This is a genomic window from Brooklawnia propionicigenes (genome assembly GCF_030297015.1).
In the GTDB taxonomy this organism is placed as follows: Bacteria; Actinomycetota; Actinomycetes; order Propionibacteriales; family Propionibacteriaceae; genus Brooklawnia; species Brooklawnia propionicigenes.
This window is the reverse complement of record NZ_AP028056.1, coordinates 3,020,335-3,038,357: the sequence shown is the minus strand read 5'-3', so window position 1 is coordinate 3,038,357 and position 18,023 is coordinate 3,020,335. Positions and strand designations below refer to the sequence as shown.

The window sequence follows — 18,023 nt, the reverse complement described above, 5'->3', positions numbered from 1 at the left end:
CGGCGTTTGGCCGCAGCAGGTATGTCCAACTTTGACGACTTCGGCGCTAACGACTGGCTCATCGAGGAGATGCGCGAGCGCTATCAGAACGATCCCTCATCGGTCGATCCCCGATGGGTGGAGTTCTTCAGCACTCGCTCCCCAGACGCCGAGGCCTCCGCATCACGTCCACAGCCGGCCCAGGAGCACGCCCCTGCCCAGCCCCCGGCTCCCGCACCTTCGACTCCCAAGGCCGCCGGCGCGCCGGTGGCCAAGGTAGAGGCGAAGGACGAACGCACCGAGTCCCCCAACCAGCCCGGTACCGCCAGCGGTCTGGGTCCCGAGATCCCCAATCCCTTGGTGCGTCCTCAGCTGTCGGGCACCGGTCCGCGCCGGACAGTGATGAAGGGTGCGCCGATGCGCACCGCCAGGAACATGGACGCGTCGCGCTCCATGCCAACGGCCACCTCGGTGCGTACCGTGCCGATGAAACTGGTGGTCGAAAACCGCGCCACCATCAACAACTTCCTGCGCCGCAGCCGTGGCGGCAAGGTCAGCTTCACCCACATCATCGGCTTCGCGATGATCCAGGCGATCAAGGCCGTGCCCGCCATGAACTGTGCCTATGACGAGCAGGACGGCAAACCGGTACTGGTCGAACACCCCGACATCAACCTCGGAGTCGCCATCGACGTGGTCAAGGGCGATCAGCGCCAGCTCCTGGTGCCCAACATCAGGGCGTGTGAAGACCTCAACTTCGCGCAGTTCTACGCCGCCTACGAAGCGCTGGTACGCAAGGCCCGCGACGGCAAGCTCACCGTCGACGATTTCGCCGGAACCACGGTCTCGCTGACCAACCCCGGTGGCATCGGCACCAATATGTCGGTGCCGCGGCTGATGCCCGGTCAAGGACTCATCCTGGGTGTCGGTTCGATCGACTACGCGGCCGATTTCGAGGGCACCAGCCCGGTCAATCTCACCCAGATGGCCGTCAGCAAGGTCACCACACTGACCTCCACCTACGATCACCGGGTCATCCAGGGCGCCCAGAGCGGCGAATTCCTGCGCGAAATGCATCGGCTGCTGCTGGGCGCCGACGGCTTCTACGAGCAGATCTTCGAGGCCCTGCGTATCCCCTACCCGCCGCTCAAGTGGGCAACCGACATCCCGATCAACCGCAACTACCACGTGAGCAAGCAGGCACGTGTGGTCTCGCTGGTCAACGCGTTCCGCATCTTCGGTCACCTGCAAGCCGATGTCGACCCGCTCGAGTACAAGATGCGTACTCATCCCGAACTCGAGCTCGAGACGCACGGCCTGACCCTGTGGGATCTCGACCGGGAGTTCCCCGTAGGACGATTCGCCGAGGAGCAGCTCGGCTTCCTCACGCTGCGCCAGATCCTCGACATCCTGCGGGACTCCTACGCGCACACCCTCGGTATCGAATACATGCACATCCACGACCCCGAGCAGCGCAGCTGGTTCCAGCGCCGGGTGGAGGCACCGCACCAGCCGCGCCCGCGCGGCGAGCACCTGCGGATTCTCGATCAATTGAGCGAGGCGGAAGTCTTCGAGACCTTCCTGCAGACCAAGTATGTCGGCCAGACCCGGTTCAGCATGGAGGGCGCCGAGTCGGCGATCGTGATCTTGGCCGAGATCTGCGAACGCGCCGCCGACAACGACATCTACGAGGTCTGTATCGGCATGCCGCACCGCGGCCGGCTCAATGTCCTGACCAATATCGTCGGCAAGGCGTACTCGCAGATCTTCCGCGAATTCGACAACCGCGCGACCGACGAAGAGGTCGTCAGCGGCGACGTCAAGTATCACCTCGGTTCCGACGGCGAGTACACGGCCGCCAGCGGACGCACGGTGCGCACCTCGGTGGCCGCCAACCCGTCGCATCTGGAGGCTGTCGATCCGGTGCTGGAGGGCATCGCGCGAGCCAAGAACGACCGGCTCATCGGAACCGATCCGTCGGTCCAGCGCAGCGCCCATCCGGTGCTGCCGGTACTGGCGCACGGCGATGCCTCGTTCGCCGGGCAGGGAGTGGTGTACGAGACGTTGCAGATGAGCCAGCTGCGTCCCTACCGCAACGGCGGGACGATTCACCTGGTCGTCAACAACCAGGTCGGATTCACCACCGGCCCGGCGGATGCTCGCAGCTCGGTCTACTGCACCGATGTCGCCAAGGCCGTGCAGGCCCCCATCATCCATGTCAACGGCGACGATCCGGACGCCTGCGCCCTGGCTGCCCAGATCGCCTTCGAGTACCGTCAGCATTTCGCCAAGGATGTCGTCATCGACATGCTGTGCTACCGCCGCCGCGGGCATAACGAAGGCGATGAGCCGAGCTTCACCCAGCCGCTGACCTACAGCCTCATCGAGAAGAAACGCCCGGTGCGCAAGCTGTACACCGAACAGCTGATCGGCCGCGGTGACATCTCGCTGGCCGACGCCGAGCAGGCGGTCAACAAGTTCCGCGGTCGTCTCGAAGAGGTCTTCACCGCGGTCCGTGATCCCGAGGTGCCGATGGAGGACGAGAGCTACCGCCTGGTGCCCGTCTATCCGGTCAAACGAGGCCTCAAGATCGGTACCGCCGCCAGCCCCGACCAGATCGCGGCCGTCGCCTCGGTCTACGACAACCTCCCGGAGGGCTTCCACGTCCATCCCAAGCTGGCACCGCAGCTGAAGCGGCGCGTCAAGTCCATCAGCGACGGCCCCATCGATTGGGCAACCGCCGAGCTGATGGGATTCGGCACCCTGTTGATGGACGGCTACCCGGTGCGCGTCGTCGGCCAGGACACCCGCCGGGGAACCTTCAGCCAACGCTTCGGCGCGATCGTCGACCAGGTGACCAACGAGGCCTGGGTGCCGTTGAAGCACCTGTCGGCCGATCAGGCTCCCTTCGAGATCTACGACTCGCTGCTCAGCGAGTACGCTGCGATCGGTTTCGAATACGGCTACTCGGTGGCCGCCCCGGAGGCGCTGGTGTGCTGGGAGGCCCAGTACGGCGACTTCGTCAACGGTGGCCAGATCATCCTCGACGAATTCATCGCTTCCGGCTTCGCGAAGTGGACGCAGAAGTCCGGCGTCGTGCTGCTGTTGCCGCACGGTTATGAGGGCGCCGGGCCCGACCACTCCAGTGCGCGCATCGAGCGGTTCTTGCAGATGTGCGCCGGCGACAACATGGCCGTCTGCCAGCCGAGCACGCCGGCCAGCTACTTCCATCTGCTGCGCCAGCACGTCCAGGTCAACTGGCATCGTCCGCTCATCATCGCCACCCCCAAGTCGATGTTGCGCAACAAGCTCGCCGTCTCCCAACCCGGTGACTTCACGAGCGGACAATGGCGCCCGGTGCTGAGCGATCCATCGATCACCGATCCGGCCAAGGTCGAGCGCATCCTGATCTGCTCGGGCAAGATCCGCTGGGATCTGGTCCAGCAACGCGAGCAGATGGGGCTGGACGAGAAGGTTGCCATCCTCACCTTGGAGCGGCTGTTCCCGCTAGCCGACAAGCAGCTGGCTACCGAATTGGCGCGCTATCCCCAGGTCAGCGACATCCGGTGGGTTCAGGACGAGCCATCGAACCAGGGCCCCTGGGAGTTCTTGCAGCTGAACTTCGTGCCAGCCATGAGCGAGACACTGGGACGCGAATTCACCATGCGCGGGTTCACCCGCCCGGCGGCTGCAGCAGCATCCACCGGATCGTCCGCCGTCCACAAAGCAGAGGAGAAAGCACTGCTCTCAGCAGCGCTGGGCAGCGCCTGATCCACCGCAATTGGCTGCGAACGGCAACAAAGTTGCGGAAAACCCCTGCTAACCCCTACCGTATCCCGGCCGTTCATGGCAAAGTTGTCTGGCTGGCGGATTACACCACAGATCGAATAGGAGTCCCAACATATGGACTGGCGCCATCGCGCAGCTTGTCTGGCAGAAGATCCCGAACTCTTCTTCCCCATCGGCAACACCGGGCCTGCCCTGGCCCAGGTCGAGGAGGCGAAGATGGTTTGCCGACGCTGCCAGGCTCGCGAGGAGTGCCTGCGCTGGGCACTCGAAGCCGGCCAGGACCACGGCGTCTGGGGTGGCATGTCAGAAGACGAACGCCGTGCCATGAAGCGGCGTGCCTCACGAGCCCGGCTACGGAGCAGCTGACGAGAGTTCGACACCCCCGTCGCGCACTCCAACACAAGCCGTGGTGAGCGTCAGCTCGGGCATTGCTGGTCCCTGTCGCGGCACAATCCGTTCTACACAACCAGAAGCGAACAAACGACGCACACTCTAGAAGCCCCGAGCCTGTTCGGGCACCCTGATTCGGATGGTTCCTGTTGGGGTTACTTGGTATTGGTAGCCGTGGGGTGAGGTCCAGTGGAAGGTGCCGGGTGTGGGTTGTTCGAGTTTCTATTTTCCGTGGGTTTTGGCCCGGTGGGCTTTCCTGGATAGGGGTCCGAGGTTGCCGAGGTGGGTTTGGCTGGATCTGCCGTCGATGTAGGGGATGGTGTGGTCGCTGTCGCATCTGGAGGCTTGGGTCGTGCCGTAGGGGAAGACGTCGACGGGGTTGCGTTGTTCTAGTGCGAGTCGCATGCGTGCGGGGGTTTCGTAGCTGTCGACGGGACGTATTCCGACGGGGTCGATGATGGGGCGGACCGTGATGTTGGCTCCGTTGAGGAAGTGTGGGAGTTGCTCGGTCAACAACGGGCCCCAGCCTTCGATACGTGCCACGCCGGTGGTGGACGTGGGGGATGGGTCCAGTGCCGGATCGTCGGCTGAGATGTGGACGATCAGGGTGCAGCCGATCGGCTCGTGTGTGGTCGGGGTGCTGCGCTGGGGGAGGCGATTGCTCGGTGTCTCGGATAGATCGAGGAGCGGCTTCTCACGGTGCAGCTTGGTGTAGGCGTCTTGAGTGATCATTCCGAACGCGAGTGAGCGACGCCGGTCGAGGTCACGACACAGGGGCGTGTCGGGTTCGGTGGGGAAGGTTTTCGCTACCTCGTTGAGGACGTGATCGAATTTGATTCCGTCTACCGGGTTCACCACCCCGTGGATGCTGACGTGGCCATCTTCGATTGGTGAGATCCGGATTCTGCGGGATTCGCGTCGGGCTTGTTCACGCTGCCGGGCGGTGTCGGGATCGGCAGCAATGATCTGTCCGGGTAGGGCTTTCATGATCCGGGTCCAGGGCAGCATCCCGATGCTGGCGGCCATCGCTGCGTCCACGTTGTGCGCCGCACTACGGGAGAGGTGGGCGCATTCGAGGCAGATTTTGGTGGCTTGCCAGACCCGGACTTTTCCGGTGAGCACGGCCTGCCAGAGTTTCGGGTGGCGATGGCGCAGGTCCAGGGCATCGCCGATGCGGCACAGTGCCGAGGTTTGGGAGATGCCGAGCAGCGCCCCGATTTCGAGGGCGAGGAACTCGGCGATCCTCGGGGTGCCGTCGTGGCCGGGTTGGATGAGTCGTTCGATACCCGCGCCGACCGCGTCTTGGTCGATCTTCCAGCGGTCTGCGGCCCGCAGGATGCCGACCAGTTCGGCGATCTCAGCGGCGATCAGTTGTTGATGCGCGTGATCGATCGCGTCCAAGATCTCGTGGTTCGACTCGTCCTCGACCACGGTGCCGGACAGCACGGGTTGAACACTCGCGGCGATCAGCACCGGCGCCGGTAGCGTGCGCGCCTCGTCTACATCTGGGGGAGGTGTTCTCATACCCAAAGTATAATCGAACACCCGTACGAATACAACACCTGCCCAACACGTTACTCGAGCAGATGAGGAGGGATGGACCTCGTGGACTGCCGATGAGAACCCCGGGAGCTAGTGGGTCACGAGGGTGGTGTCGGTGTCGCTGCCGACGGTGCGGAAGTGGCCTGACCGATGAGCTGCGCCCAAGACATCCTCGAATCCATCGCCAGATACCTAGAACGAATCAACGACGCAGGACGCTAGCCGAGCCCAGCGACGATCACCCGGCCGGCCCACCAACTACACGCCCCGAGGATCAGGGCGAACATCAGCGTCCAGATCGCCGCAGGGATACCGGTCAGCCTGGCCAGCGCACCCGGATCCTGGCGCGGCGCGCGACTACCGGCCACCGCAACCAGGTGCCGCCAGGCACCCAGCAGGACGACCACCCCGAGCCCGCACACCACTGCCGCGTTCCAGGTGGCAGCAGCGCGCCACCACAGGACCACGGCGATCGTCAGCATGGCCACCATCGTCCCCGCGGTGTACAGCGAACGAGACATCACCAAACCGATGCACAACGCAACGATCGCCACCAGCAGCACCAGATCCGCGCGTCCGCTGACCGCAGCCCAGATCAGCACCGCACCTACCAGGCCGGGCATCGGGTAGCCGGCGGCCAACGTCAGCACCATGCCGGGGCCACGCGCGGGTCCCTTCGTGATGGCATGACCCGACATGTCCGGGCTGATCACGAATCCGCGGAAGCGGCGGCCGCAGACGACCCCCACCAGCGCATGTCCGAGCTCGTGAATCACGGTGACCGTCGGGCGCACCCACTTCCACAGCGGACTCAGCACGACGACACCGGCCGCCACGATCACCCAGATCAGCCGGTCGTCCAGGTCGGGCGGTGCGACCTTCAGGCTGTCCAGCAGCCGCTGCCAGACCTGGGCGGCCAAGTCGGACCAGATCACAGGCGCGGCAGATTGGCCGGCAGTTCCAATTCGACACGGGCCGTCGAACCGTGGCCGGTGTTGTTGCGCAGCGTGAACTCCCCACCGAGATCATTGACCAGGGTCGACACGATCGACAGCCCCAGGCTGGCGGCCGTGCTCAACTCGAAGTCGCCCGGCAGCCCGGCGCCATCGTCGATCACTTCCAGAACAAGCCTGCGTCCCTGGTGCACCGCATGCACGATGACCGTGCCGTTGCTCGATTGCAGACCGTGCTCGATGGCGTTTTGGCACAGCTCCGTCATGACCAGCGACAACGAGGTCGCGATGTCGCCCGGTACCGAACCGAAACTGCCCTCACGCCGAGCGCACACCTGACCGGCAGCCGAGGCCACGTCGCCCACCATGAGCAGAATCCGGTCGGCGATCTGATCGAACGGCACCGCCTCGTCGAAGCCCTGCGACAAGATCTCGTGCACCGCTGCGATCGACTGGACTCGCCGCTGGGCGTCGCGCAGCGCATCGCGGCCCTCGGGGCTGCTCATCCGGCGCGACTGCAGCCGCAACAGTGCGGCGACCGTCTGCAGATTGTTCTTCACCCGGTGATGAATCTCCCGGATTGTGGCGTCCTTGGTCACCAGCTGGCGTTCCCGCTCCCGCAACGTCGTGACGTCGCGGCACAGCACCACGGTGGCTGCCCACTTCTCGTGCTCGGACAGTGGCAGGATCCGCAGCCGGACGCTGGCCTGCGGCTTCTCGACCGTCACCTCCCAGGCGGCGTACGGCGGATTCCCGGACTCGGCACTGTCGCGTTCATGATCGAACTCCACGGTCAGCGCCGGCAGCAGCTGACGCACATCCTCGCCGACGAGGTCGCCGGTGGCGCCCAGCCTGCGAATACAGCTGACCGCGTTCGGGGTGCAGTATCGGACGGTGGCGTCGGTATCGACCCATATCAACCCGTCTCCCACCCGAGGGCTGGACGTCGGATCGCTGGGGGGATCCATCGGGAACTGGCCGTGCCACAGCATCTCGCTCAACACGTCGGCGATCGCCAGGTAGGTGTCCTCCAGAGCACCGGGGGCACGTACCCCCATGCGATTGGTGTGACGCTCGATGACTGCGATGCACTCGTTGTGGCGGATGATCGGGATGGCCCAGGTGTCCACCGGTATACCGGCGCCCAGATTGTTGTCGCTGGTCTCCATGATCTCGTGGCTGAGATAAGCGGCGGTCACCATCGAGTCCGGCTCGTAGCGGATCTCCTCGCCCACCACATCATCTTGAAGCGCGGTGGGACCGGTCGTCGGGCGAATCTGGGCACCGGCCCAGAAGATGTTCTCGTCGCTGGCGTCGGGAAGCCACAAGACCAGGTCGGAGAAGCTCGTGTCAGCGAACAGGTGCCACTCGCGCGCCAGCGAGTTGAGCCATTTCCTGTCGGCCTCATCGAGCCCGCAGTGGGTGTTCATCACCTCAGACAGGCGCCGCATGCCCTCCACCATAGACGGCTGCCCCCATCCGCGAGGCACCACATCCCACCGTGCGGCGCTGGTCGCCGCCCGCCGCCGTGGCCCGCTATGGGCGCCTCCCGGCGCAGCCGGCGGGCCCGGTGGCCGGCCGATCGCCGGTTTGGGATTCGCTGCTAGGTTTTGGCAAGATAGTGAGTTGCGCGTTCAGCGCACACACCCGAATCTGGAGGTCTCAATCATGGGAAAAGGTGGCCGCAAGCGTCGCGATCGTCGCAAGAACCCTGCCAATCACGGCAAGCGCCCCAACGCCTGAGCACGGCGTCGGCACACGAATATCGGCCCTGACTGGTTGACAGTCATGGGCCGATAGTGTTTGTGCAGCCGGACGAATCAGGCCTGCGGAGGTTCGGTGCGGATCTGGATACTCAGCTGCGAGACACGAACCCGCAGACCGGCGGGTGCCACCGTAGGCCCGTAGCAGCGCCGCAACATCGCACTGATGAACTGCTCCGCATCGAAGTGGTCCATGCAGTTCTCGCAGGCCATCAGATGGAGACGGATCTCATCGGCCGTCGACTCGGGCAACTCGCCATGCAGAAAATCATGCACACTCCGCATGGCAAACACACACGGATCTTCGGGAACGAGCCCGGGATTCTCAGTCATTCTTGTTCTCCTGACCGATACCCATGGTGGCCGCATAGTCACCCAGTTTTGTTCTCAGCTGACCGCGCGCCCGGTTGAGCCGGGACATCACGGTGCCGATCGGGGTTCCCATGATCTCGGCGATCTCCTTGTATGAGAATCCCTCGACGTCGGCCAGCAGCACGACCTCCCGGAAATCGGGAGACAACGAATCCAGCGCCTCGGTCACCACCGGGTCCGACATCCGATCCAGGGCTTCACGCTCGGCGGACGGAAGCCCACCAGAGGTGTGGGATGCGGCGCGTGCCAGCTGCCAATCCTCCACGTCGGCAGAGCCGCTGGTCTGGGGCTGACGCTGGCTCTTGCGATAGGAATTGATGTAAGTGTTGGTGAGGATGCGGTAGAGCCACGCCTTGAGGTTGGTTCCGGGGGTGAACTGCTCGAAGGAGCTGAATGCCTTGGCGTACGTCTCCTGAACCACGTCTTCAGCATCGGCTGGATTGCGTGTCATCCGCAGGGCAGCACCGTACAACTGGTCGAGGTAGCCCATCGCGTCGCGCTCGAATCGGGCGGCGCGCTCGTCTTCGGATTCGACCTCACGCATGTCGGTGCTGGGAGTGATCATCGAGTCCAACACTACCGAATCGCGCAGCAGCGGGCAGTACCCGCCAGAACTGCGGGTCAACACCTCGCTTCGCTGTCTGTGCAATGCCGTCGACATATTGTCTGAAACGCCACCGGCCACCAGGGTATTCCCTGACGCAATTGCGCAGAAGAGGTGTCTGGGCGGCCCGGGCAGGGTAAGAATGGACTATGTCATTGTTGCGTTTCGCCGGCCGCGCGCTGTTCTCCAGCTACTTCGTCGCCGATGGCGTTCAGATGGTCGTCAAACCCGACAAGAACGCCAATGAGGTTTCCGACACCATCGAAGCGATCGTGCCCATCGTGCAGTCCTTCCTGCCTCCCGATGTCGCCGACAAGGTGCCTGCCCAGGCCCGCACCTGGACGCGCATCCTGGGCGCAACCCAGATCATCGGTGGCGTTGCCTATGCCACCGGGATTGCTCGTCGTCCGGGTGCGGCGCTGCTGAGCCTGGCAACCTTGCCGCGGGTGGTTTCGGCAGCGCGAGCCGGCGCCGAGGATCGGTCCGATCTGTTCGTCCAGCTGGCGCTGTTCGGCGGCGCCCTGGTGGCCACCAGGGATACCGCCGGACGCCCCGGCCTCGCCTGGCGCGCCGAGCAGTCGCGCAAGGCTGCCGAGCAGCGTGTCGACCAGTCACGCAAGTCCGTTCAGCAGCACGCCGAAGCCGTCGGCAAGGATGTCAAGCGCGCCCAGAAGAAGGCCCAGGCCAAGGCTCGCAAGGCGTCCAAGAAGGTGCAGGCTCAAGTGAAGGACGTCCTCAACTGAGCACCGGCGAACCCTGGTCAGCCCCCGCCGCGCCCGGCGCTCTGCAGGCCGTCTGCCCGCTGCCGGGTTCCAAGTCCGAATCAAATCGCGCGCTGGTGCTGGCCGCGCTGGCCGACGCGCCGAGCACGCTGATCGGTCTGCTGGCAGCCCGCGATACCGAGTTGATGATCGCTGCGCTGCGCGCCCTGGGGGTTCGGATCGACATCCCGCTGGATGCCACCGAACACATCGTCCGGGTGGCGCCGCCAGCGCATTTCACGCCTTGTCCCGAGGGCATCGACTGCGGTCTGGCCGGCACCGTGATGCGCTTCGTGCCGCCAATCGCGGCACTGGCGGGTGGCCGCAGCTACTTCTTCGGTGATCCGCACGCGACGCAGCGTCCGATGAGCCCGCTGTTGGACGGTCTGGCCCAACTCGGTGTTCAGCTGGACAACGACGCGCTGCCCTTCACCATGGATTCCCCCGCTCAGTTGGGCGGGCCGCGGGTGCAGATCGATTCGAGCACCTCCAGCCAGTTCATCTCGGCGCTGCTGCTGACCGCGGCACGGCTGCCGGCCGGCATCGATCTGGTGCACCGCGGCGCAACGGTTCCCTCACTGCCGCACATTGAGATGACGTTGGCGATGCTGCGTTCGCGCGGCGTGCAGGTCGACGACAGCGAGCAGGGACGCTGGCGGGTGGCCCCCGGCCCGATCGCTGCCCGCGATCAGCGGATCGAGCCCGACCTGACCAATGCCGCGGTTTTCCTGGCGGCCGGCGTGCTCAGCGGCGGACAGGTGACGGTGCCGGCCTGGCCGGCGCGAACCACACAGCCCGGTGCCTTGATCGCCGACATCCTGCGGCGGATGGGCGCCACCGCCGAACTGACCGATGACGGGCTGACCGCCTACGCGCCGGGCGAACTGCACGGCGCCGAGATCGACCTTCACGAAGCCAGCGAATTGACGCCGGTGGTGGCCGGCCTCGCCGCCTTCGCGTCCGGGCCCACCACCATCAGTGGGGTGGCACACATCCGCGGGCACGAGACCGACCGGCTGGCGGCGATCGAAGCCGAGTTGTCCAGTGTCGGGATCGAGGTGCACCAGACAGCCGACGGACTGGTCATTCACGGCGCCGGCCCGCGAGGAGCCGGTCTGGCACCCACCCGCGTGCTGAGGGCCTATGCCGATCACCGGCTGGCACATCTGGCCGCGCTGATCGGGCTGATCGTGCCGGGCGTGCAACTCGATGACATCGGTTCGGTCTCCAAGACGATGCCCGATTTCGTCAGCCGCTGGCAGCGCATGCTCGATGAAACCCAGGACGCAGTCCGGTGAGCCGCAACCTGGCCGACTCCTACGCCGATGTCGATCCCGACAGCTTCGGGCGTCCGGCCAGGCGTACCCGGCCGCGCACCAAGGACCGGCCCGACTATTCGGATGCCCAGCTGGGCCGGGTGATCACCGTCGACCGCGGGCGCTTCCGCTGCCAGATGGTGGTGGGCGGTCAGATGGTGAGCGCCACCAAGGCCCGCCACCTGGGACGCAAGGGGGTCATCGTCGGCGATGTGGTCCGGATGGCCGGCGACACCAGCGGCGACGAGGGCACCTTGGCCCGCATCGTCGAGGTCATCCCACGCACCACAGTGCTGCGGCGCACCGCGGACGACAACGACCCCAGCGAGCGCCCGCTGGTGGCAAATGCCGATCAGCTGATGATCGTCACCGCGCTGGCCGACCCGCCGCCGCGCACCGGCATGATCGACCGCATTCTGGTGGCCGCCTACGACGCGTCCATCGCGCCGATCATCTGCCTCACCAAAGCCGACCTGGCCTCGCCGGACGACATCATCGCCGCATACCAGCCGCTGGACGTGCCGATCGTGGTCACCCAGCCCGGCTCCGACCTGGCCGAGGTCGATGATCTGCTCGCCGGGCACGTCACCGTGCTGGTCGGGCACTCGGGAGTAGGCAAGTCGACCCTCATCAACCGGCTGGTTCCCGACGCGCAGCGATCGACCGGCGAGGTCAATGAGGTCACCGGCCGCGGCCGGCACACCTCCAGCTCGGCCATCGCCCTGCGGTTGCCCACCGGTGACGGCTGGGTGATCGACACTCCCGGAGTGCGCAGCTTCGGTCTGAGCCATGTCACCGCCCAGTCGGTGCTGGGAGCCTTCGGCAACCTCAGTGATTTCACCCGGGATTGCCCGCGTGGCTGCCGGCACACCGAAGACGAACCGGAGTGCGGACTGGACGAAGCGCAGGCCCGGGGCGACCTCGACGCCCACCGATTGGCGTCCCTGCGCCGCATCCTCGGCGCGGTCAGTGAACCGACAGCGGGCGAATCCCGATAACGTGGGGGCATGGCCTCCTACATCGATGATCTGCGACTGGCCCACATGCTGGCCGACAACGCCGACTCCATCACCGAGTCGCGGTTCAAAGCCCAAGACCTGCACGTGGAAACCAAGCCCGATCACACCGCGGTCTCGGATGCCGACCGCACCACCGAGCAAGCCCTCCGCAAGCTGCTCGCGACCGCGCGTCCGCGCGACGCGGTGCTCGGTGAGGAGATGGCCGACACCGGGTACGGCCCGCGGCAGTGGATCATCGACCCGATCGACGGTACGGCCAATTATGTGCGTGGAGTGCCGGTCTGGGCGACGCTGATCGGCCTGATGGTGGACGGCGTGGTGCGCGTGGGGGTGGTCAGCGCTCCCCTGCTCGGTCGCCGCTGGTGGGCTGCCGAGGGTGATGGCGCGTTCACCGGCAAATCCTTGTTGAAGGCCCAGCGCATGAAGGTCTCCGCCGTGCGCAGCGTGCCCGACGCCTTCGTGTCGTATTCGTCGCTGGGTGGCTGGATTGCCTCGGGACGCGGCCAAGGCTTCGTCGACCTGCTTCGTGACGCCGGCCGCACCCGGGCATTCGGGGATTTCTGGAGCTACATGCTGGTCGCCGAGGGTGCGGTCGACGCCGCCGCAGAACCCGAACTGAGTCTGTGGGACAAGGCCGCGCTCGACATCATCGTCCGCGAGGCCGGTGGCCGGTTCACCGATCTGGACGGCAACAACGGCTCATACGGGCCGGGGGCCATCGCATCCAACGGGCTGCTGCATGACGAACTGGTCACCCGGCTGCAGGTCGCCCAGGACGAATACGAGGAGACCACGGGCATCATCATGCCGTTGCCCGGCCAGCGTCACTGAGCTTGCAGCAACCGCCGACCGGGCACCCGGCACCGGTCAGATCAGCCGGACGCGGATGGTCCCGGGGATCTCCTCCAGTTCGGACACCAGGCCAGGACGCGCAGACGTCACGTCGGTCACCACGTAACCCACCTCGGAGTTGGTGTTCAGAGCCTGGAAGGCGATATTGGCCTCGTGGGTGCTGAGCGCCTGAGTGAGCTTGGCCAGCACGCCGGGCACATTGCGGTGGATGTGCAGCACCCGGCTGCCCTGCTGCGGCGACACCTGCACCTGCGGCAGGTTCACGCTCATCACGGTCGAGCCGGTGTTGATGTAGTCGAGCAGCTTGCCGGCCACGAAGCGGCCGATGTCCACCTGCGCCTCCTTCGTCGAACCACCCACGTGCGGGGTGAGAATGACGTTCGGCAGGCCCTGCAGCTCGCTGGTGAACGGCTCCCCGGCAGCCCTGGGCTCGGTCGGGTAGACGTCCACGGCCGCACCGGCGATATGACCGGAACGGATCTGGGCGGCCAACGCCGCCGGATCGAAGACGAAACCGCGCGACAGATTCAAGAACAGCGAACGCGGACGCATCTTGGCGAACTCTTCAGCACCGAACAGGTGGGCGTTCTCCTCACGACCGTCCACATGCACGCTGATCGTCTCGGCCCGCTCGAGCAACTCGTCCAGGCTGTCGACTCGCTGCGCATTGCCCAGCGCCAGCTTGTCGACGACATCGTAGAAGAGCACCTTCATGCCGAAAGCCTCGGCCAGCACCGACAGCTGCGAGCCGATATTGCCGTAGCCGACCAGGCCCAGGGTGCGGCCGCGGACCTCGTGCGATCCGGCGGCGGACTTGTCCCACAGGCCGTCGTGCATCTGCTTGTTCTTGTCGGTCAGATGCCGGGCCAGCGCCACGATCTCGGCCATCGCCAGTTCGACGACGCTGCGGGTGTTGCTGTACGGAGCGTTGAAGCAGGCAATACCCTCGCGGGCGGCGGCATCCAGATCGATCTGGTTGGTGCCGATGCAGAAAGCGCCCACCGCCTGCAGATCGGTGGCCTGCGCAACGACCCTCTCGGTGATCTGGGTGCGCGATCGGATACCCAACAGGCTGACGCCCTTGAGCGCGTCGATCAGTTCGGTCTCACCGAGGGCACCTCGCCGGTTCTCGACCTCGTATCCGGCTTCGGTGAGAATGCGGGTGGCTTCAGGATGGATGTTTTCCAGCAGCAGGGCTTTCACGTCGACCCATTCTAGAGGCGTGGCAGCGGCTTCCCGCCAATCAGCCGCGGCGCAGCCGGGGCACGGATGCAATCAGTTGCCGGGTATAGCTGTGCTGCGGATCGAGGTAGATCTGCTCGATCGGTCCGGCTTCGACGATACGGCCGGCATGCATGACCAGCACCGCATCGCACATGTGACGTACCACCGACAGGTCGTGGCTGACGAAGATCAGTGTCAGCCCCTGGTCGGCGACCAGTTCACCGAACAGGTTCAGGACCTGCGCGCGGACGCTGACGTCGAGCGCCGAGACCGCCTCGTCGGCGATCAGCACCTGCGGACTGGGTGCCAGCGCACGGGCGATAGCGATGCGCTGACGTTGGCCGCCGCTGAACTGGTGCGGATAGCGGTTGCGGTCTGCCGGTTCCAGGCCGACCCGGGCCATCAGATCCACGACCCGGCTGGCCGGATCGGGACGCTGGGTGCCCTTCCAGATCTTGGAGCGCAGCGGCTCGGCGATGATGTCGGCGACCTTCATCCGCGGATCCAGCGAGGAGCGCGGATCCTGGAAGACCAACTGGACGCCCCGACGCAGCCACGCCAGCTCGGATTCCCGGCGTCCCACGATCGACTGACCGCGAAAGACGATGTCGCCGCTGCTGGGACGCCGCAGCCCCGCCATCATCCGGATCAGGGTGGACTTTCCGGATCCGGACTCCCCCACGATGCCGAGCCGTTGGCCGGCCGGAACCTCGAAGCTGACCCGATCGACCGCTGTCACCGGTTGCGGTCCGTGGCTGAACACCCGCACCAGATCCTGGACGCGGTAGATCGGCTCGTCAGTGCCCACGATCGGTCCTCTTCCAGAAATCATCGAGCACCGGCAGCCGGCCACCCGCCGGCACGTTGGCCAGGTCGGCGGTGGCGATGAGCCCCGCCGTGTAGGGATGCTGCGGGGCGTTCAGGATCTGGCTGCGCGTGCCCGACTCGACGATTCTGCCCTCATAGATGACGGCGATCCGGTCGACCATCTGGCTGACCACGGCGAGGTCGTGACTGATGAACAACAGCGCCGAACCCGCCAGGTCGAGACCTCCCTGTAGTAGTTCGAGGACGCGCGCCTGCACGGTGACATCCAGTGCGGTGGTCGGCTCGTCGCAGATCAGCAGATCGGGGGTGTTGATCAACGCCATCGCGATCAGCACCCGCTGGCGCTGGCCTCCCGACAGCTGGTACGGGAAGCTGTCGGCGACTCGCTGAGGGTCGCCGATGCCGACCTTGGCCAGTGTCTGGAGCACCCGGCTGCGAGCTTCGCCGGCAGGCGCCCCACCATGCAGGCGTAGCACCTCGGCGACCTGGCGTCCGGTGCGCATGGTGGGATCGAGCGCGGTCATCGGCTCCTGAAAGACCATCGAGATCTGTTCGCCGCGCAGCCTCGAATACTGCGCGTCGTGCATGCCGAGCAATTCGTCACCTTGCCAGCGGATCGATCCGGTGGTCTTGGCATTGTCGGCCAGCAGACCCATGACCGCCAGGGCGGTGACCGACTTTCCCGAGCCGGACTCGCCGATCAGGCCGACGCGTTCCCCGCGTCCGATCCGCAATGAGATCCGGTCGACGGCAGGATGCCGATTGCCCGGGAAACGGACACTCAGGTCGTCGATCGTCAGCAGGTCGTCGGTCATGGTGATCACCGGACGTCTTGCAGGGTGGGATCGACGAGTTCACGCAGCCCATCGCCGAGCAGATTGAAGCCGAGCACGGCGATCGCGATGAAAAGCCCGGGCCACAAGGCCAGATTCAGGTTCGTGTAGAGGTAGGGCTGGGATTCGTAGATCATTCGTCCCCAGGTCGGCGTGGTCGGCGGGGTGCCGAGGCCCAGATAGCTCAGTGCCGCCTCGGCGAGGATCGCCAGCCCGAAACTGACCGAGGCCTGGACGAGCACCACCGGAGTGATGTTCGGCAGCACATGCCGCCAGGCGATGCCACCGGGGGTGGTGCCGGCGCTGCGGGCCGCGATGATGTAGTCCTGGCTGAGCACCTGCAGGGCAGCTCCCCGGGACACCCGGGCGAATGCCGGAATCGACGCGATACCGATCGCGGTCATGGCGGTCACCGTCGAACCCGAACCGCGGGCCGCGGCCAGAATGATGGCCAGCAGCAGTGCCGGGAACGCATAGACGATGTCGGTCGCCCGCATGATCACCGTACCCGGCCAACTGTGCTGGTTGACCGCGGCCGTGACGCCGAGCGGGACGCCGAGCAACGCGCCGATCCCGACCGCCACCACGCCGACCAGCAGACAGCTGCGGGCACCGACCAGCACCCGGCTGGCGATGTCCTGGCCGAAGCCGTCGGTGCCCATCAGGTGAGCCGTGCTGGGCGGCAGCAGCCGCCCAGGGGTGACCTCGGTGGGATTGTAGGGCGTCCACACCGCGGAGATGAGGGCGAAGACCACCACCAGCGCGACCATGGCCGCACCGATCAGCAGGGCGGGATTGCGTCTCACTAGTCGTCCACCTCGTCCTCACCGGCACGCAATCGGGGATCGATCAGCGTGTAGCTCAGGTCGACGAGCAGGTTGATCACCAGAACCAGGGCGACCAGGATCATCACGATCGACTGGACGACAGGCAGGTCGCGATTACCGACCATCTGCACCAGATAACTGCCCAGCCCGGGCAGCACGAAGACGCTCTCCACGACGATCGCGCCCACGAACAGTGTCGACAGCTGCAGGCCGAGGACGGTGACGATCTGCAGCGAGGCGTTGCGCAACCCGTGCCGTACGATCGCGGGCCAGCGACGCCAGCCGATCGCACGAGCGGTCCGGTAGTAGTCCTGGCTGATGACATCGATGAATGCCGAACGCACGTAGCGCACCAGCACCGCGGACTGGACCAGGCCCAGCGTCAGCGCCGGCAGAATCAGGTGGGACAGCCACTGCCCGAATGACCTCGAGATCGGTACATAGCCGTTGGCGGGCAGCCAGTGCAGCTTTGCGCCCACCACCACGCTGAGCGCGATACCCACGACGAAGGCCGGAATCGCCATGCCCAGCTGGCTGAAACCGGAGATGAGTACACCATCGGCTCGTCCGCGACGCAACGCCGCCAGAATGCCCAGCGGCAGCGCAATGAGGACGGCCGCGAGCATTCCGAACAGCACCAGCGACAAGGTCACACCGAACTTGTCGGCGACGACCGGGTTCACCGGCGCCCCGGTCAGTGCCGACGAACCCAGATCGCCGGTCAGCATGGCGCCCAGCCATTCGACATAGCGCGGCACGATGTTCTGGTTGAGACCGAGCTGTTCACGCAGCGCGTCGATCGATTGCTGACTGGCGTTCGGGCCGAGGATCACCCCAGCGACGTCTCCGGGCAGCAGGTTCAGCAGAGCGAACACGACGATCGAGGCCACCAGCATGCTCAGCGCGAACCAGCCGACGCGACGCGCCACCAGCCAGCCCGTGCTGGCAACACGAGTCGAGTTCACAACATC

17 protein-coding genes are annotated in these 18,023 nt (G+C 65.7%); 7 read left to right on the top strand and 10 right to left on the bottom strand.

Translation table 11 applies throughout. From position 1 onward, the window contains the following. The first annotated feature begins 21 nt into the window (after positions 1-21). Both QUE25_RS13935 and QUE25_RS13930 read left to right on the top strand, forming a co-directional pair. The gene (locus QUE25_RS13935; RefSeq protein ID WP_286266036.1) at positions 22-3,750 is read left to right on the top strand and encodes a multifunctional oxoglutarate decarboxylase/oxoglutarate dehydrogenase thiamine pyrophosphate-binding subunit/dihydrolipoyllysine-residue succinyltransferase subunit; all 3,729 of its coding nucleotides are present in this window, start codon (positions 22-24) and stop codon (positions 3,748-3,750) included. A 132-nt stretch (positions 3,751-3,882) separates the two neighbouring features. After that, positions 3,883-4,134 carry a WhiB family transcriptional regulator gene (locus QUE25_RS13930; RefSeq protein ID WP_286266032.1) on the top strand — a complete coding sequence of 84 codons (252 nt, stop codon included), beginning with the start codon at positions 3,883-3,885 and terminating at the stop codon, positions 4,132-4,134. 246 nt (positions 4,135-4,380) lie between these two features. Here the strand turns inward: QUE25_RS13930 and QUE25_RS13925 are convergent, their stop codons facing one another. The 3 genes from QUE25_RS13925 to QUE25_RS13915 all read right to left on the bottom strand — a co-directional run bounded on the left by QUE25_RS13925 (position 4,381) and on the right by QUE25_RS13915 (position 8,104). Then, positions 4,381-5,682, bottom strand: a complete 1,302-nt coding sequence (locus tag QUE25_RS13925) for a DUF222 domain-containing protein (protein ID WP_286266030.1) — start codon at positions 5,680-5,682, stop codon at positions 4,381-4,383. Between the two features lie 236 nt (positions 5,683-5,918). After that, complete coding sequence (locus QUE25_RS13920) at positions 5,919-6,635, bottom strand: M50 family metallopeptidase (RefSeq protein WP_286266028.1); 717 nt, start codon at positions 6,633-6,635, stop codon at positions 5,919-5,921. Then, positions 6,632-8,104, bottom strand: a complete 1,473-nt coding sequence (locus QUE25_RS13915) for a sensor histidine kinase (RefSeq protein ID WP_286266025.1) — start codon at positions 8,102-8,104, stop codon at positions 6,632-6,634. The genes QUE25_RS13920 and QUE25_RS13915 overlap by 4 nt, the downstream gene beginning before the upstream one ends. A 217-nt stretch (positions 8,105-8,321) precedes the next feature. Between QUE25_RS13915 and QUE25_RS14940 the strand changes: the two genes are divergently transcribed. After that, entirely contained in the window at positions 8,322-8,396 is a 75-nt protein-coding gene (locus QUE25_RS14940; RefSeq protein ID WP_425332775.1) for a 50S ribosomal protein bL37, read from the top strand. Between the two features lie 77 nt (positions 8,397-8,473). Here the strand turns inward: QUE25_RS14940 and QUE25_RS13910 are convergent, their stop codons facing one another. Continuing rightward, a complete protein-coding gene (locus tag QUE25_RS13910; RefSeq protein WP_286266022.1) occupies positions 8,474-8,749 on the bottom strand; it encodes a zf-HC2 domain-containing protein in 276 nt (91 codons plus the stop codon). Further along, positions 8,742-9,353, bottom strand: a complete 612-nt coding sequence (locus QUE25_RS13905) for a sigma-70 family RNA polymerase sigma factor (protein WP_286266021.1) — start codon at positions 9,351-9,353, stop codon at positions 8,742-8,744. Before QUE25_RS13905 ends, QUE25_RS13910 begins: the two co-directional genes overlap by 8 nt. A 188-nt stretch (positions 9,354-9,541) precedes the next feature. Between QUE25_RS13905 and QUE25_RS13900 the strand changes: the two genes are divergently transcribed. From QUE25_RS13900 to QUE25_RS13885, 4 genes are read left to right on the top strand one after another with little or no spacing between them, the layout of a single operon-like run. Continuing rightward, on the top strand, positions 9,542-10,135 hold the full coding sequence (locus QUE25_RS13900; protein ID WP_286266019.1) for a DoxX family membrane protein: 594 nt from the start codon (positions 9,542-9,544) through the stop codon (positions 10,133-10,135). After that, on the top strand, positions 10,132-11,451 hold the full coding sequence (gene aroA / locus QUE25_RS13895) for a 3-phosphoshikimate 1-carboxyvinyltransferase (protein WP_286268583.1): 1,320 nt from the start codon (positions 10,132-10,134) through the stop codon (positions 11,449-11,451). Before QUE25_RS13900 ends, aroA begins: the two co-directional genes overlap by 4 nt. After that, a complete protein-coding gene (gene rsgA, locus QUE25_RS13890; RefSeq protein WP_286266017.1) occupies positions 11,448-12,467 on the top strand; it encodes a ribosome small subunit-dependent GTPase A in 1,020 nt (339 codons plus the stop codon). The genes aroA and rsgA overlap by 4 nt, the downstream gene beginning before the upstream one ends. A gap of 9 nt (positions 12,468-12,476) precedes the next feature. Beyond that, positions 12,477-13,319 (top strand): inositol monophosphatase family protein, encoded by an 843-nt coding sequence (locus tag QUE25_RS13885; protein ID WP_286266015.1) that lies wholly within the window; start codon positions 12,477-12,479, stop codon positions 13,317-13,319. A 36-nt stretch (positions 13,320-13,355) separates the two neighbouring features. Here the strand turns inward: QUE25_RS13885 and serA are convergent, their stop codons facing one another. The 5 genes from serA to QUE25_RS13860 are packed head-to-tail and all read right to left on the bottom strand — an operon-like array spanning position 13,356 to position 18,017. Continuing rightward, positions 13,356-14,543 (bottom strand): phosphoglycerate dehydrogenase, encoded by a 1,188-nt coding sequence (serA, locus tag QUE25_RS13880; protein ID WP_286266014.1) that lies wholly within the window; start codon positions 14,541-14,543, stop codon positions 13,356-13,358. A 40-nt stretch (positions 14,544-14,583) separates the two neighbouring features. After that, positions 14,584-15,372 carry an ATP-binding cassette domain-containing protein gene (locus tag QUE25_RS13875; RefSeq protein ID WP_286266012.1) on the bottom strand — a complete coding sequence of 263 codons (789 nt, stop codon included), beginning with the start codon at positions 15,370-15,372 and terminating at the stop codon, positions 14,584-14,586. After that, positions 15,362-16,207 (bottom strand): ABC transporter ATP-binding protein, encoded by an 846-nt coding sequence (locus QUE25_RS13870; RefSeq protein ID WP_286268582.1) that lies wholly within the window; start codon positions 16,205-16,207, stop codon positions 15,362-15,364. Before QUE25_RS13870 ends, QUE25_RS13875 begins: the two co-directional genes overlap by 11 nt. A 5-nt stretch (positions 16,208-16,212) precedes the next feature. Further along, positions 16,213-16,995, bottom strand: coding sequence for an ABC transporter permease (locus tag QUE25_RS13865; protein WP_286268581.1), 783 nt, complete (start codon positions 16,993-16,995; stop codon positions 16,213-16,215). Between the two features lie 35 nt (positions 16,996-17,030). Then, positions 17,031-18,017 carry an ABC transporter permease gene (locus tag QUE25_RS13860; protein ID WP_425332721.1) on the bottom strand — a complete coding sequence of 329 codons (987 nt, stop codon included), beginning with the start codon at positions 18,015-18,017 and terminating at the stop codon, positions 17,031-17,033. Between the last annotated feature and the right edge of the window lie 6 nt (positions 18,018-18,023).

What these genes read in the sequence shown, in the direction of transcription:
- QUE25_RS13935 (WP_286266036.1), top strand. Translation starts at nt 22, where the DNA reads ATGTCCAACTTTGACGACTTCGGCGCTAACGACTGGCTCATCGAGGAG.
- QUE25_RS13930 (WP_286266032.1), top strand. Translation starts at nt 3,883, where the DNA reads ATGGACTGGCGCCATCGCGCAGCTTGTCTGGCAGAAGATCCCGAACTC.
- QUE25_RS13925 (WP_286266030.1), bottom strand. Translation starts at nt 5,682, where the DNA reads ATGAGAACACCTCCCCCAGATGTAGACGAGGCGCGCACGCTACCGGCG.
- QUE25_RS13915 (WP_286266025.1), bottom strand. Translation starts at nt 8,104, where the DNA reads ATGCGGCGCCTGTCTGAGGTGATGAACACCCACTGCGGGCTCGATGAG.
- QUE25_RS13910 (WP_286266022.1), bottom strand. Translation starts at nt 8,749, where the DNA reads ATGACTGAGAATCCCGGGCTCGTTCCCGAAGATCCGTGTGTGTTTGCC.
- QUE25_RS13905 (WP_286266021.1), bottom strand. Translation starts at nt 9,353, where the DNA reads ATGATCACTCCCAGCACCGACATGCGTGAGGTCGAATCCGAAGACGAG.
- QUE25_RS13900 (WP_286266019.1), top strand. Translation starts at nt 9,542, where the DNA reads ATGTCATTGTTGCGTTTCGCCGGCCGCGCGCTGTTCTCCAGCTACTTC.
- QUE25_RS13885 (WP_286266015.1), top strand. Translation starts at nt 12,477, where the DNA reads ATGGCCTCCTACATCGATGATCTGCGACTGGCCCACATGCTGGCCGAC.
- QUE25_RS13870 (WP_286268582.1), bottom strand. Translation starts at nt 16,207, where the DNA reads ATGACCGACGACCTGCTGACGATCGACGACCTGAGTGTCCGTTTCCCG.
- QUE25_RS13865 (WP_286268581.1), bottom strand. Translation starts at nt 16,995, where the DNA reads ATGGTCGCGCTGGTGGTGGTCTTCGCCCTCATCTCCGCGGTGTGGACG.